Here is a 14,572-nt window from a genome sequence, read left to right on the forward strand (position 1 = left end):
TCGGATCCCGCGCGGCCCCTCCTCTCCCCTCCTGATGCCGGCCCCCGGTCCGTCACTACCGGGGCAGCACCACGACACACGCGGCCGGATCGCGGTCGCCGGACGCCATCAGCGCCGTACGCACCACCGTCGCCTGCTGCTCCATCGCGTCCCGGAGTTTCCTGGGCGTGATGTACACGACCGTGATGCCGAGCCGCTCCAGGTGCTCGCGTTTGCGCGCGTACTCCGACCAGAGCGCGTCGTCGTCCTGGCGGGGAGCCCGGGTGTCCAGTTCCACCGCCACCGCGTGCTCCGGCCAGTAGGCGTCCAGGCCTCCCAGGTGCGGGCCGCCCGGCAGTCGGAGGTCGACGTTCCACACCGGGTTCGGCAGGCCGTACTCGCGGACCATGGTGTAGAGGCGGTCCTCGGCGATGGCCCGGCCCTCGGCGAGCAGCGAGTCCACCGCGTCCACCACGTGCGGGCGGCCGAGCAGCTTCGCGTCGTTCAGCTCCCGTACGACGGCGGCCGGTTCGCAGTGCCCCCCGCGTACCGCCTCCGACAGCAGCCGCCGTACCGCGCCCGCGTCCGTCAGCCGGCTCACCGCGTCGGCCAGCGCGCGCGGCACCGGCGCCACCGGAACCCCCGTCACCTGCTCGGGTGCCGGGAGGTCGGGCGTGCGGACGACGTGCGCGCAGCCCGTCGAGCGCAGCCGGCGCGGACGGGGGACCAGGACGTCGATCTCCTCCAGGGAGACCAGTGAGGGAGCGGAGGTGAAGCCGTGGAGGGTGAGGGCCGCGAGGCCCGTGATCATCGCCCCCTCGTACACCGGCCGGTGGGGTTCCCCGGCGCCCGGCTGGACCGGCACCCCGGACGTCGACACCTCGCGGGCCGCGTACAGCAGCACCGCGTGCAGTCGCTCCTCGCTGGTCGGCCGGCCCGGGTGGAGCAGGTAGACGCCCGGCAGGATCTGCTGCCAGGGGCCGCCGGGGCGGCACCGCTCGCCGGTCTCGCCGGACGAGACGCCGTGCGAGCGCAGCTGGGCCGCCGTCATCACGCGGCGCTGGACGTCCGAGAGGTGGCACACGGGGCGGGGGGTGGCCGGGGGGAGCGGCGTGTTGTGGTTCATGACCCGCAGATTCCCGCGCCCGGTCCGGCCCGTAACCGTTGTTACACGCTCGTCGACAAATCCGGACAAGATCGCCCTAAAGGACGGGTGTTCGGGCGCCGAGTAGGGCCGAAAACCCCTGGTCCCTCAGGTGGGGCCCAGGGGTCACGGTTCCGATTGACTGAATTCCGTAACGGTCACCGACAGCGGAATGCATGGCCAAAGGCACTGGCCAAAGGTGCCGGCCGAGGACGGCGCCCTGAGCCGACGGCCGAAGACGCCGGCGAAGACCTCAGCCGGCTTCGGCCCGCGCGTCACACGCCTGGCCGCGCAGCCCCCGCGCCAGGTCGTCCCACGCCTCCAGGACCAGACGGCGCAGCGCCGGGGGCGCCGAGTCGTGCGCCGCCAGCCACACGTCCGTCGCCACCAGGGTCGCCGGGGAGTCCTGGAGGGCGGGGTACAGGCCCTTGACGATGTTCATCGCGCTCTGGATGGAACGCTCCGACCAGATGCGGGCGATCGCGGCGAAGTACTTCTCGGCGTACGGAGCGAGCAGCTCCCGCTGCGAGGGCTGGTTGAAGCCCGCGATCGTCGCCTCCACCAGGGCGTTGGACAGGACGTCGGACTCCACCAGCTGGGCCCACGCCTGCGCCTTGACCGCCGCCGAGGGGCGGGCGGCGAGGCAGCGGACCTGGTGGCGCTTGCCGGACGCCGTGTCGTCGCGGGCCAGTTCCGCCGCCAGCACGGCCTCGTCCGCGAAGCCGTGGGCCGCCAGGGGCTCCAGGAACGCCCAGCGCAGCTCCTGGTCCACCTCCAGGCCGTCGACCTTCGCCGTGCCGTCCAGCAGGCCCTGGAGCAGCTCGAAGTCGGCGGGGGAGGACGCCGCCGACGCGAAGAAACGCGCCCACGCCAGCTGGTGCTCACTGCCCGGCGCGGCCGCCCGCAGCTCCTTCAGCGCGCCCTCGGCCAGCAGCCGCTCGCCGGTCCTGCGCAGGGGCGGCGCCACGTAGTGCACCAGCGCCGACTGCGCCCACGCGTGCAGCATCTGCAGCACCCCGATGTCGGACTCGCGGCCGGCGAACCGCAGCACCAGGCCGATGAAGTCCCGCGCGGGCAGCATCGCGTCCCGGGTGAGGTTCCACAGCGCCGACCAGCACAGGGCGCGGGCCAGCGGGTCGGTGATGTCCCCCAGGTGCGCCCGCAGCGTGTCCAGCGAGTTCTCGTCGAAGCGGATCTTGCAGTACGTCAGGTCCTCGTCGTTGACCAGGACCAGCTCCGGCGCCTCCTCGCCCGCCAGCTCCGTCACGACCGTACGCGGGCCGTCGACGTCCGTCTCGGTGCGCGCGTAGCGCACCAGACGGCCCTCCTCCCGGCGGTACAGGCCGATCGCCACCCGGTGCGGCCGCAGCTCGGGGTGCGACTCCGGCGCCTCCTGGACCACCGCCAGCTCGCTGATCCGGCCCGCCGGGTCCAGCAGCACCTGGGGGGTGAGCGAGTTCACGCCGGCCGTCTGGAGCCAGGACCGTGCCCAGGCGCCCATGTCCCGGCCGCTGGTCTCCGCGAGGACCGACAGCAGGTCACCGAGGCGGGTGTTGCCGTAGGCGTGCCGCTTGAAGTAGCGGCGGGCGCCCTCCAGGAACGCGTCCTGCCCGACGTACGCCACCAGCTGCTTCAGGACGGACGCGCCCTTGGCGTAGGTGATGCCGTCGAAGTTGAGCTTGGCGTCCTGCAGGTCGCGGATGTCGGCGGTGACCGGGTGGGTGGAGGGGAGCTGGTCGGCGCGGTAGGCCCACGCCTTGCGGCGGTTGGCGAAGGTGATCCAGCCGTCGGTGAAGCGGGTGGCGCCGACCAGCGAGAAGGCGCCCATGAAGTCCGCGAAGGACTCCTTCAGCCACAGGTCGTCCCACCACTCCATGGTGACCAGGTCGCCGAACCACATGTGCGCCATCTCGTGCAGGATCACGTTGGCCCGCGCCTCGTACGAGGCCTGCGTCACCTTGCCGCGGAAGATGTACTCCTCCCGGAAGGTCACCAGGCCCGGGTTCTCCATCGCCCCCAGGTTGTACTCGGGCACGAACGCCTGGTCGTACTTCCCGAAGGGGTACGGGTAGTCGAAGTGGTCGTGGAAGAAGTCCAGTCCCTGCTTGGTGACCCGGAACACGTCGTCGGCGTCGAAGTGGGGCGCGAGGCCCTTGCGGCACAGGGCGCCGAGCGGGATCTCCAGTCGCGTGCCGTCCTCGAAGACCCGCTCGTAGGAGTCCGTGACGTAGTGGTAGGGCCCCGCCACCACGCAGGTGATGTACGTCGAGATCGGCTTCGTCTCGGCGAACCGCCACACGCCGTCCGTCCGCTCCCCGGCGCCGTTGCTCCACACCACCCACTCCTCGGGCGCCCGCACCTCGAAGCGGAAGGGGGCCTTGAGATCGGGCTGCTCGAAGGTGGCGAAGACCCGGCGGGAGTCGGCCGGCTCGTACTGCGTGTAGAGGTAGACCTCGCCGTCCTCGGGGTCGAGGAAGCGGTGCAGGCCCTCGCCGCTGCGGGAGTAGGCGCACCGGGCGTCCACGACCAGCTCGTTCTCGGCGGCGAGGTCCTCCAGCAGGATCCGGGAGCCGTCGAAGACCTCGCCGGGGTCCAGATCGCGGCCGTTGAGGGTGACGGCGGACACACTCGGGGCGATGAGGTCGGCGAACGTGGAGGCGCCGGGCTCGTTGCAGCGGAAGCGGATCGTGGTGACCGAGCGGAAGGTGCGCGGGCCGTCCCCGGCGTGGTCGCCCACGGCCGAACGCACGTCGAGCGACACGTCGTACCCGTCGACGGAGAGCAGGGCGGCCCGCTCCCGGGCCTCGTCGCGGGACAGGTTCTCACCGGGCACGGGCGGTACTCCCTCAGGGTGGTGCGGATGACGCTGGACAGGACCGATCCTGCCACGCACCCCTGACGCCGGACAGCGGGGAATGACCTGCACGGACGGCGGTGTTCACCGGGGAAACGGTTCGCCTTGAGGAGAGACATGTCGGAGAAGACCCCCGTCGACTTCTGGTTCGACCCGCTCTGCCCCTGGGCGTGGATGACGTCCCGTTGGGTGCTGGAAGTGGAGAAGGTCCGTGACATCGAGGTCCGCTGGCATGTGATGAGCCTCGCCGTCCTCAACGAGGACAAGCTGGACGAGCTGCCCGAGGAGTACCGGGACATGCTCGCGACCAAGGCCTGGAAGCCGGTCCGGGTGGTGACCGCCGCCTGGCAGAAGCACGGGGACGACGTCCTCGGCCCGCTCTACACCGCGCTCGGCACCCGCTTCCACAACAACGGCGAGGGCCCCACCCCGGAGGCGATGGCCGGCGCGCTCGCGGACGTCGGTCTGCCCGCCGACCTCATGGACTACGCCGACCAGGAGAACTTCGAGTTCGACGCCGAGCTGCGCGCCTCCCACAAGGAGGGCATCGAGAAGGTCGGCCAGGACGTCGGCACCCCGATCATCGCCGTCCCCGGCCCCGACGGCGAGCAGATCGCGTTCTTCGGCCCGGTCGTCACCCCGGCCCCCCGGGGCGAGGAGGCCGCCCGCCTCTGGGACGGCACCCTCGCGGTCGCCTCGGTCCCGGGCTTCTACGAGATCAAGCGGACGCGCACCAAGGGCCCGGACTTCAGCAACCTCTAGGACCCCGGGGACTCGTCGGGCCCGGGCATCCTCTGCGGCGGATCCAGGGGCTTCCACGAGTAGCCGGTGCGGATGTTGCGGCAGTCCCGCTCGGTGCTGACGCAGATCCAGTACTCGTCCACGTACGCACGGGGCCCGAGCCCCTTGAGTTCGCGGATCACGTTTCTCTCACGGTCGTCCCCGACCTGCCGGTGCGCCTGGTACGAACCGCACGTGTAGCAGGGCATCGTCCTCTCCATCGGCATCCCCCCACGATGGCCCGGAATCCGGTCCGCCGAAAGCCCCCGCGAGGCGTCTCGCGGGGGCACGATGTTGCCGGCCGCGAGGCTGCCCGGCGCCCGGACGAAGAAACCCCCGCGCGTCACGTCCTCGCGGGGGTTTCCTTCCGCCCGCCACCGTGAAGGGTGAGAAGACGATCACGAGGCGGGACGACCGGGGCGCACCGACCGGCGCGCCGGCGGCAGCCCTTACTGCAACTAGGTTGCAACTGCACGTTAGCAACAAAAAGTCGGCGAGAACACCGAGGAAGGCCCTCACGTGAGAACACGTGAGGGCCTTCCTCCGGTGACCCGAGGCGGGTCAGGCCGTGGCGCGCCGGCGCTGCCAGACGTACCCCACCACCGCCAGGAACGCCGTCATCCCGCCCGTCGAGTACAGCTGCACCCGCGTGTCGGGCTCCCGGGCCATCAGGACGAGGATGGCCGCCATGCCGGCCAGCGCGACCCAGGTCAGCACCGGGAACGCCCACATCCGCACGACCAGCTTCCCGGGTGCCTCCCGCTCCAGCCGGCCGCGCAGCCGCAGCTGCGAGACGGCGATGAAGATCCATACGACCAGGATGACCGCGCCGATCATGTTCAGCAGCCAGGGGAAGACGTCGTCGGGCCGCCAGTAGCTGAGCACCACGCAGACGAAGCCGAAGACGCAGGAGGCGAGGACCGCGATCCTCGGCACCCCGCCCGACACCCGGCCCAGCGCCTTGGGGCCCTGCCCCCGCTCCACCAGCGAGTAGGCGATGCGCGAGGAGCCGTAGATGTTGGCGTTCATCGCGGACAGCAGCGCGGCCAGGACGACCACGTTCATCACCTGGCCGGCGCCCGGGATGCCGAGCTGGTCGAGGGCGGCGACGTACGGGCCCTTCTCCACGACGTCCTCGGAGTCCCAGGGGACCAGGGTGACGACGATCGCCATCGAGCCGATGTAGAAGAGCGCGATGCGCCACATCGCCGTACGGACCGCGCTCGCCACACCGCGCACCGGGTTCTCCGACTCGGCCGCGGCGATGGTGACCGTCTCCAGGCCGCCGTAGGCGAAGACGGAGGCGAGGAGGCCGACGACCAGGCCCTCGCCGCCGTTCGGGAGGAAGTCGGTGAGGTGCGAGGCGCCCGGGGAGTCCGTGCCGGGCAGGATCCCGGCGACGGCCAGGACGCCGAGCACCAGGAACAGCGTGATCGCGCCGACCTTCAGGGCCGCGAACCAGAACTCGAACTCGCCGAAGTTCTTCACGGCGGCCAGGTTCGTCCCGCAGAAGACGACCATGAACAGCGCCACCCACGCCCACTCGGGCGTGCCCGGCAGCCAGCCGGTGACGATCTTCGCGGCACCGATGCCCTCCAGCCCGACGGCCGTGCAGAGCAGCACCCAGAAGGACCAGCCGGCGGTGAAGCCCGCCCACGGGCCGATCGCCCGCTCGGCGTGCGCCGAGAACGACCCGGACGACGGGTACGCGGCCGACATCTCGCCCAGCATCCGCATCACCAGCATCACGAGGAGACCGGAGAGGGTGTAGGCGAGGACGATCGACGGACCGGCGGCGGCGATGCCCGCCCCGGAACCGACGAAGAGGCCCGCGCCGATGACCCCGCCGAGGGCGATCATCGACAGGTGGCGCTGTTTGAGGCCGTGCGAGAGGGAGGCGTCGTCCGACTCCGGCGGAGTCCCGACCGTGGTGCTGGGCATGGGCGCGGCTCGTCCAATGCGTGAGAGGGCAAAAACGCCCACAGTCTGGGCGGTCCGTCCGCTCAGACGGACGGACCGCCCACCATCCGGACGCCTTCGGTACGCGCTGTGCCTACGCCGCTACGGACGTGTAGTGCCCGGCGTCGCCCTCCACCGCCCAGCTCTCCTTGCCGTCGATGCCCACCGGGACGTCACCGGCCACGGTCACCCGGTGCAGCCGGCGCGGCCGCCGGTCGTAGTTGTCGACGGCGTAGTGCTGGGTGATGCGGTTGTCGAACAGGACGAGCTGGTTCGGCGACCAGCGGTGGCGCAGGATGTTCTCCGGCCGGGTCACGTACGACTGGAGCAGGTCCAGGATCGTGCGGGACTCGCCCGCCGACAGGCCGACGATCCGCTGGGCGAACCCGCCGATGAAGAGCCCGCGCTCACCGGTCAGCGGGTGCACGCGGACCACCGGGTGCGCGGTGCGGTACGTGATCGAGGTGAACTGGGCGCGCTGGGCGGCCCGCTCCTCGTCGATGTCCTCCACCGGCACCGCGTAGTCGTAGTCGTTGGTGTGCTCCGCCCACAGCCCGTCGGCCAGCCGCCGCAGCGGCTCCGGCAACCGGCGGTAGGCGGCCGCCGCGTCCGCGATCAGCGTCTCGCCGCCGTACGGCGGGAGCGTGATGCTGCGCAGGGTGCTGGCCTGCGGCGGGTTGAGGACGAAGGTGACGTCGGTGTGCCAGTGGTTGGCGCTGCCCTGCTCGCTGTCGACGGGCAGCACGTTCGGGGCGCCGGCGACGGCGGGCACGGTCGGGTGGGCGGTGGTCAGGTCGCCGAAGTGGCGGGCGAAGGCCTGCTGGCCCTCGTCGTCGAGGCCGACGTCGTCGAAGACCAGGGCCTTGTGGACGTTGAGGGCCTCCCGCAGCGCGGTGACCGTCTCCTCGTCCAGCGGTTTGGAGAGGTCGGCGCCGAGGACGTGGGCGCCGATGTGGGCGGTGACCTTGCGGATCTCGAGGGGCATGGCGGGTTCCTTTCAGACGAGGGCGGGAGCGGAGGCGGCGGGGGCCTGGGCGTACTGGTTGGCGGGGCGCGGGAGGCCGTAGCGCTCCCGCAGGGTCCGCCGGGGGCCGTACTCGCCGCGGAGCAGGCCGCGGGCGCGCAGCAGCGGGACGACGTGGTCGACGAAGGCGTCGAGACCGGACGGCAGGACCGCGGGCATGATGTTGAAGCCGTCGGCGGCGCCCTGGGTGAACCAGGTCTCGATGGCGTCGGCGACCTGCTCGGGCGTCCCGGTGAAGGTGAGGTGGCCGCGCCCGCCGCCGAGCCGCTCGATCAGCCGGCGCACGGTGAGACGTTCGCGCCGGGCCAGCTCCACCACGAGCGTGTAGCGGCTCTTGGCGCCCTCGATGGCGTCCTCGGGGGGCAGGTCGGCGGGGAGCCGCGCGTCCAGGTCGAGGGTCCCAGGGTCGAGGTGCAGCAGCCGTTCCAGGTGGGCCACGCCGTGCGCGTGCACGATGTGGTCCTCGAGGATCCGCTCCTCGGCCCGCGCCTCGGCCTCGGTGGAGCCGAGCACCGGGACGATCCCGGGCAGCACCTTGATGTGGCCGGGGTCGCGGCCGGCCCGCTCGGTACGGGACTTGAGGTCGGCGTAGAAGGCCCGCGCGTCCTCGATCGTCTGCTGGGCGGTGAACACCGCCTCCGCGTACCGGGCCGCGAACCGCTTGCCGTCCTCCGAGGAGCCCGCCTGCACCAGCAGCGGGTACCCCTGCGGTGTCCGGGGCACGTTGAGGGCGCCCTCGACACCGAAGTACGTGCCCCGGTGCCGGGGCGGGTGGATCTTCGCGTCGTCGGCCCAGACACCGGCGGCCTTGTCGGCGAGGACCGCGTCGTCCTCCCAGCTGTCCCAGAGTTTCAGCGCCACGTCGAGGAACTCGGCGGCACGGGCGTACCGCTGGGCGTGGGCCGGTTCCGCGTCCAGCCCGAAGTTGCGGGCGGCCTCGGCGCCAGCCGTGGTGACGATGTTCCAGCCCGCCCGGCCGCCGCTGATGATGTCCAGCGAGGCGAACCTGCGGGCCAGGTCGTAGGGCGGGTTGTAGGAGGTGGAGGCGGTGGCGATCAGGCCGATGTGCTCGGTCGCCGTGGCCAGGGCGGTGAGCAGCGTGAGCGGCTCCAGGGCCCCGGCGGGACGCTGCCCGACACTGCCCCACAGCTGCGGGGCGTCGGCCAGGAAGAGGGAGTCGAAGGTGCCGCGTTCGGCGATCCGCGCCAGGCGGACGTAGTGGTCGAGCTCGACATGGGCGTGGGGGTCGCTCTCCGGGAGCCGCCAGGAGGCCTCGTGGTGGCCGGTGTTCATGAGGAACGCGTTGAGGTGGAGTCGGCGGGTCATGCGGTGTCCTTTGCTGTACGAGTGCCGGTCGGCTGCGGTCGGCCCGTTCGGCGTCCGAGGACGAGGCCCCGTCCGGGCCGGAGCGGGCGTCCGGGGCGGCGGCCCCGGGGACGGTCACGGCGGCCGGCGGTCACCCGGCGTCCTCGGTCACGCCCAGGGCGGCGAGCAGCCGCACCCGGTACTCGCCGAGGAGCGGGTCGCGGTACGAGCGCGGGTGCGGGCGGTCGATGGTGAGGTCGAGGCCGATCCGGCCGTGGTCGAGGACGAGGACCCGGTCGGCGAGCACGATCGCCTCGTCCACGTCATGGGTGACGAGCAGCACGGAGGGCCGGTGGCGCTCCCACAGCTCCCGCAGCAGGGCGTGCATCCTGATGCGGGTGAGCGCGTCGAGCGCGCCGAACGGCTCGTCCGCGAGGAGGAGTTCCGGTTCGCGCACCAGGGAGCGGGCCAGGGCGGCGCGCTGGGCCTCGCCGCCGGACAGCTCGTTGGGCCAGGCCCGCTCACGGCCCGCGAGGCCGACCTCGGCGAGCGCCTCGCGGCCCTTGCGTTCGGCCTCACCGCCGTCGAGCCCGAGCAGGACGTTGGCCAGCACGCGCCGCCAGGGCAGCAGCCGCGAGTCCTGGAACACCACTGACACCCGGTCCGGGGCGGTGAGCTGCCCGCTCCCGGTGACCTCGTGGTCCAGGCCCGCGACCGCCCGCAGCAGGGTGCTCTTGCCGGAGCCGCTGTGCCCGAGCAGGGCGGTGAACTGTCCGGCGGGGAGGTCCAGGTCGATGCCGTCGAGGACGGTACGCCCGTCGAAGGACCGGGTGAGTCCCCTGAGCTGCACGGCGGGACGGGTCAGTTGCTCAGTGTGCGGCGCCACGACAGCACCCTCCGTTCGATGAGGCGGACCGTGCTGTCGGAGACGAGACCGAAGATCCCGTAGACGACCAGGCCGACGAGGATGACGTCCGACTGGCCGTAGTTCTGGGCCTGGAACATCATGTAGCCGAGGCCGCTGGTGGCGTTGATCTGCTCGAGGACCACCAGGCCCAGCCAGGAGCCGGTCACACCCAGCCGCAGCCCGACGAAGAAGCCGGGCAGCGCGCCCGGGACGACGATCTCCCGGATGAAGCGCGCCTTCGACAGGCCCTGCACCTCGGCGAGTTCCACGAAACGGTGGTCGATGCCGGACAGCGCGGCATGCGTGTTGAGGTAGATCGGGATGTAGACGACGATGGCGATGATCGCGATCTTGAAGGTCTCGCCGATGCCCAGCCAGAGGATGAACAGCGGGATCAGACCGAGGGTGGGGATCGCCCGGTTGAGGTTGACCGTCCCGTCGATCAGCGCCTCCCCGGTGCGGGTCAGCCCGGACGCGAGCGCGAGCAGCACCCCGGCCGCCAGACCGATCGCGAAGCCGGAGCCGGCCCGCTGCAGCGAGGTGAGGACGTCGGTGGTCAGCGTCCCGTCGGTCCACAGGCGGACGCCGGTCTCCACCACCGTCCAGGGGGCGGGGACCGCACCGGGGTCGAGCCGTCCGGCGGCGGAGGCCACGGCCCACAGGGCGACCAGCAGCAGCGGCCCGGTGAGCCGGGCGGCGGGCAGGCGCTTGCCCGGGGCGAGCCCGCGGCGGCGGGTGCGGGGGCGTGCGTCGGCGGCGACGACGGTCGCCGTGTCCAGGGTGGTCGTGGTCATGGCGGTCACTTCCGGTACTCGGCCGGTACGGACCGGGCGGCGATGCCTTCGAAGCGGTGGTCGAAGAGCACGCCCACGTCGAACTTCTTCACGAAGCCGCCCTCCGCGAGCAGGTCCGCGGTCTCCTGCTCCCACGTGATCGCCTCGGTCCAGCTCGGCGGGAACAGCGGCTTGTTGGCGAGGGCGGTGACGGACCGCGCCTGGGCGAGGGTCAGGTTCTGCGTCTTGACGTAGAACTCCTCGTTCCAGACGTCCGGGTTCTCGTACTGCCAGACCTGGCCCCTGGCCCACTGCGGGATGTACGCGGCGACCGCGGCCGCCTTCGCCCGGTCGTTCAGCACGGAGACCGGCGCCCACAGCAGGTTGAGCAGGTCGACGACGTCGGTGGTGATGGCGCGGGCGCCCTCGGCCTCGTACTGCTGGAGGTAGGCCGGTGCCTGCTGGTTGGCGAGCGGGGCGATGTCCACCTGGCCCGACTGCAGGGCCGTGAGGAACTGGTTGCTGGTCAGCGGGACGAGCTTCACGTCGTCGTACCCCAGGCCGGCCTTCTTCAGCGCCCGCAGCAGGACGACGCCCTGCGCCTGTCCCTGCGAGAACGCCAGCTTCTTCCCGCGGAAGTCCTCGACGCTGCCGATGTCGCTGCCGGGTTTGGTGGCGAAGAGGTAATTCGGCTTACGGGTGACGTTGATCGCGACGATCTTCGCGTCGAAGCCCTGGAAATGCGCCTGGATCGGCGGGATGCCCGCGTTGTTCGCGAGGTCCAGGGACTTCGCGCGGAAGGCGTTGATGACGTCCGGACCGGCCCCGATGTTCAGCCAGCTCGACACCCTGAACGGCAGCTCGGGCAGTTTCGCCAGCCTGAACTGGAGCTGCTGGGTGTTCTGGAAGGAGGCGATCTTCAGACTGGTGCCGGCGGGCACCTTGTCCGCGAGCGGGGCCGCGGAGGAGCCCTCGGACCCGGTGGCCGCGCTGCTCTCGGCGCAGCCGCTCAGACCGGCGGCAGCGGCGGTGGCACCGAGCACGGAGGCGAGGAAGAGACGCCGGTCGACACCGGACGCACGGGAAGCGGGCATGGGAGGACCCCCAGGAATGAGCGGTGGAAAGGCAGGCGGAACAGCGACGCGAAAGCGAGGGAGAAATGCCGTCGAGGCATGCGGAATTCCGGCGCGGCAGGGCGCGGCACAAGGGAATTCACACGGGGGAGGGAAGGGAGAAGGGCGCGCTCCCGGCGCGCCGGGGCGTCAGCAACAGAAGGTGCGACAGCTCATGAGAAGGATGTTCCAGGTCACGCTCGACTCCTGTCAACATTCCGAGAATCTGAATTAATTCAGCTCGGACGGCACGGTGAGGGGATCCCGGTAGAGCACGTCCAGAGCCACCGCTCCGCCCGCCACCGCCAGCACGGCATCCGAGGGGAAACTCGTCGAGGAGACCGAGGCCGCGCGCGCCGCCCCGACCTCCTCCCGCATCGCGCCCAGGCAGTCCTCCCGGACCATGGACCCGATCTCCGTCACGACCACGCTCTCCGGATTGAGCACGTCCAGCAGCAGCGCCGCCGCCCGCCCCACCATCCGGGCGCGCTCCAGCAGCAGCCCCACGGCCACCGCGTTCCCCTCGGCCGCGGCGGCGACCACGTGCATCGGGTTCACCCCGTCGATCACCCCGGCCGCTCGGGCCCGCCGGCACAGCGTCCGTTCGCTCAACTCCGCCTGGAGGCAGCCGGCCCGCCCGCACCCGCACGGCTCGGTCCCACCGGCCAGCGGCAGATGGGCGATGGCGCCCGCCTGCGAGCGCGGCCCGTGGTGCACCTCGTCGTGGGTGGCGAACGCCGCGTCGACGACGTTGCCGACGAACAGGTGCAGCACGCTGCGGCAGCCGCGCGCCCGCCCGAACAGCCGCTCCGCGTTGACCAACGCCCGCGCGTGCCCGTCCACATGGACCGGCAGCCCGGTGCGTGCCCCGACCGCCTCCCGCACCGGCACGTCCCGCCAGCCCAGCAGCGGATGCTCGACGACCGTGCCCGAGTCCCGGTCCACCCAGCCGCCCACGGCCACCCCCACCCCCAGGGCGCGGCGGCCGGAGGCCGAGGCGAGCAGCGCCCCCAGCCCGTCGGCGGCCCGCGCCAGCACCGGGCCGGGCTCGGTCCCCCGGTGCTTCAGCTCCCGCCGCGCCACCACCCGGCCGCGCAGATCGAGCAGCGCGACCGTGGTGTACGGCACGGCCACGTGCACCCCGCCCACCACGAACCGGCCGTCGTCCAGGTCGACCGGCACGTGCGGCCGCCCCACCCCGTTGCTGCGCCGGGGCACGTCGGCGTCCCGGATCAGCCCGAGGCCGGCGAGGCGGGCGCAGTGGTCGGTGACGGAGGCCGGGGACAGGCCGGTCAGCCGGGCGATGGTGCTGCGCGCCACCGGCCCGTGCTCCAGCACGGACCGCAGGATCACACTGGCGCTGGTGCGCCGCCGGTCGCTGTCGGCGACGCGCGGAACGGAGGAACCGGGCGGGGGATATGTCGCGGTGCGGGGCATGGGGAACTTCCTCGGGGCCGGTCCGACGCTGCGCCGTCTGCACAGGAGGCGCGACGGATCGGCTCCGCCCGCCTCACTCCGGACGGCGACAGGCGGCCGCGCCCACGCGTCGCAGGTCGACGTGGCGACGCGACGAGAAGTTCCGGGCTTGGGCGACCATGCGCCCGAAGCTAGCAAAACGTCCCACCGCTGCCCAGACGGCGACCGACGGGCGAGACGGCAGGGATCCCCGCGGGCGGACGATTTGGCGAGACCCTACAGACGTCGCTCACCGGTTCTCCGTAACCGGAACCACCTCACCTCAGTGACCGGCGTCACGCGGTACCGGGTGTAACCCACACCCTTTGTCAGGAGCCCACCAAGCCGCCGTTCCCCCCTTTGTCGAGCGGTGACGGTGTCCGCTCCGAGGGCGCTGGGATAGCGTCACCGAGTCCCTGCCGTTCACACTCTCGCGGAGTCCTCCATGAGCACCGCCGTCGCCCCCGCCCGCACCGGCCAGGTCCTCGCCGACCTGCTGCCCGCCTCCCGTGTCCGGGACATCGCGCTCGTGGTGGGCGGCGCCGCGCTCACCGGCCTCGCCGCCCAGATCGCGGTGCCGGTGCCGGGCTCCCCGGTGCCGGTGACCGGCCAGACCTTCGCCGCGCTGCTGGTCGGCACCTCCCTGGGCGCCCGCCGCGGGGTCTCCTCCCTCGCTCTGTACGCGCTGGCCGGTCTCCTCGGTGTGCCGTGGTTCGCCGGCGGCACCTCCGGCATCGGCGCCTCCTTCGGCTACATCCTCGGGATGGTCCTCGCGACCGCCGCCGTGGGCGCCCTGGCCCGCCGCGGCGCGGACCGCAACGTGTGGCGCATGGCGGGCGCGATGCTGGTCGGCGAGGCGATCATCTACGCGATCGGCGTCCCCTACCTGGCCTTCGCCGCCGACCTGACCGCCTCCGGCGCGATCGCGGCCGGCCTCACGCCGTTCCTGATCGGCGACGTCATCAAGGCGGTCCTGGCGATGGGCCTGCTGCCCACCGCCTGGAAGTTCGCCGACCGCTGACACCGCCGACGCCAGTCGGTGCCGAAGAGGCTCGCCGGGTCGTACGCACCTCGACCCCGGCGAGCCTCTTCGGCGTTTCCCCGTCTGCGGCGGCCCTGGGCCACTGGCCAGGGTGATCCGTCGCGGGTCGTATCGGCAGACCCCGAAGGTGACGAGCTCCGTGTCCTGGCCGACGGCGCCATCCGGAACCCCTGACGGAGCGTTGTTCCCCTTGCCCGTGGCTGCGAGCCGGGGCGGCGTGCGTACCGGTGAACGTACT

The 14,572-nt window shown here is 72.2% G+C and carries 12 protein-coding genes; 2 read left to right on the forward strand and 10 right to left on the reverse strand.

The features are described 5' to 3' along the window. Positions 1-55: 55 nt before the first annotated feature. The gene (locus ACIBBD_RS32665) at positions 56-1,105 is read right to left on the reverse strand and encodes a hypothetical protein (RefSeq protein WP_399423182.1); all 1,050 of its coding nucleotides are present in this window, start codon (positions 1,103-1,105) and stop codon (positions 56-58) included. A gap of 271 nt (positions 1,106-1,376) precedes the next feature. Continuing rightward, the gene (gene pepN, locus ACIBBD_RS32670; protein ID WP_399423183.1) at positions 1,377-3,956 is read right to left on the reverse strand and encodes an aminopeptidase N; all 2,580 of its coding nucleotides are present in this window, start codon (positions 3,954-3,956) and stop codon (positions 1,377-1,379) included. A 138-nt stretch (positions 3,957-4,094) separates the two neighbouring features. Between pepN and ACIBBD_RS32675 the strand changes: the two genes are divergently transcribed. Beyond that, the gene (locus tag ACIBBD_RS32675; protein WP_399423184.1) at positions 4,095-4,739 is read left to right on the forward strand and encodes a DsbA family protein; all 645 of its coding nucleotides are present in this window, start codon (positions 4,095-4,097) and stop codon (positions 4,737-4,739) included. Here ACIBBD_RS32675 and ACIBBD_RS32680 read toward each other — a convergent pair. The 8 genes from ACIBBD_RS32680 to ACIBBD_RS32715 all read right to left on the reverse strand — a co-directional run bounded on the left by ACIBBD_RS32680 (position 4,736) and on the right by ACIBBD_RS32715 (position 13,274). Then, positions 4,736-4,966 carry a hypothetical protein gene (locus ACIBBD_RS32680; RefSeq protein WP_399423185.1) on the reverse strand — a complete coding sequence of 77 codons (231 nt, stop codon included), beginning with the start codon at positions 4,964-4,966 and terminating at the stop codon, positions 4,736-4,738. The genes ACIBBD_RS32675 and ACIBBD_RS32680 overlap by 4 nt on opposite strands. 352 nt (positions 4,967-5,318) lie before the next feature. Next, on the reverse strand, positions 5,319-6,698 hold the full coding sequence (locus ACIBBD_RS32685; RefSeq protein ID WP_399423186.1) for an amino acid permease: 1,380 nt from the start codon (positions 6,696-6,698) through the stop codon (positions 5,319-5,321). 112 nt (positions 6,699-6,810) lie between these two features. Continuing rightward, the gene (locus tag ACIBBD_RS32690; protein ID WP_399423187.1) at positions 6,811-7,701 is read right to left on the reverse strand and encodes a TauD/TfdA dioxygenase family protein; all 891 of its coding nucleotides are present in this window, start codon (positions 7,699-7,701) and stop codon (positions 6,811-6,813) included. A 12-nt stretch (positions 7,702-7,713) separates the two neighbouring features. Then, positions 7,714-9,066, reverse strand: a complete 1,353-nt coding sequence (locus tag ACIBBD_RS32695; RefSeq protein ID WP_399423188.1) for an LLM class flavin-dependent oxidoreductase — start codon at positions 9,064-9,066, stop codon at positions 7,714-7,716. A gap of 130 nt (positions 9,067-9,196) precedes the next feature. Continuing rightward, positions 9,197-9,931, reverse strand: coding sequence for an ABC transporter ATP-binding protein (locus ACIBBD_RS32700; protein WP_399423189.1), 735 nt, complete (start codon positions 9,929-9,931; stop codon positions 9,197-9,199). Next, a complete protein-coding gene (locus tag ACIBBD_RS32705; RefSeq protein ID WP_399423190.1) occupies positions 9,907-10,746 on the reverse strand; it encodes an ABC transporter permease in 840 nt (279 codons plus the stop codon). The genes ACIBBD_RS32700 and ACIBBD_RS32705 overlap by 25 nt, the downstream gene beginning before the upstream one ends. 5 nt (positions 10,747-10,751) lie before the next feature. Then, entirely contained in the window at positions 10,752-11,819 is a 1,068-nt protein-coding gene (locus tag ACIBBD_RS32710) for an ABC transporter substrate-binding protein (protein WP_399423191.1), read from the reverse strand. 249 nt (positions 11,820-12,068) lie between these two features. Next, complete coding sequence (locus ACIBBD_RS32715; protein WP_399423192.1) at positions 12,069-13,274, reverse strand: ROK family protein; 1,206 nt, start codon at positions 13,272-13,274, stop codon at positions 12,069-12,071. Between the two features lie 463 nt (positions 13,275-13,737). Here ACIBBD_RS32715 and ACIBBD_RS32720 point away from each other — a divergent pair, with 463 nt between their 5' ends. After that, complete coding sequence (locus tag ACIBBD_RS32720) at positions 13,738-14,313, forward strand: biotin transporter BioY (protein WP_399423193.1); 576 nt, start codon at positions 13,738-13,740, stop codon at positions 14,311-14,313. Positions 14,314-14,572 lie beyond the last annotated feature (259 nt).

Source organism: Streptomyces sp. NPDC051315 (genome assembly GCF_044455165.1).
In the GTDB taxonomy this organism is placed as follows: Bacteria; Actinomycetota; Actinomycetes; order Streptomycetales; family Streptomycetaceae; genus Streptomyces.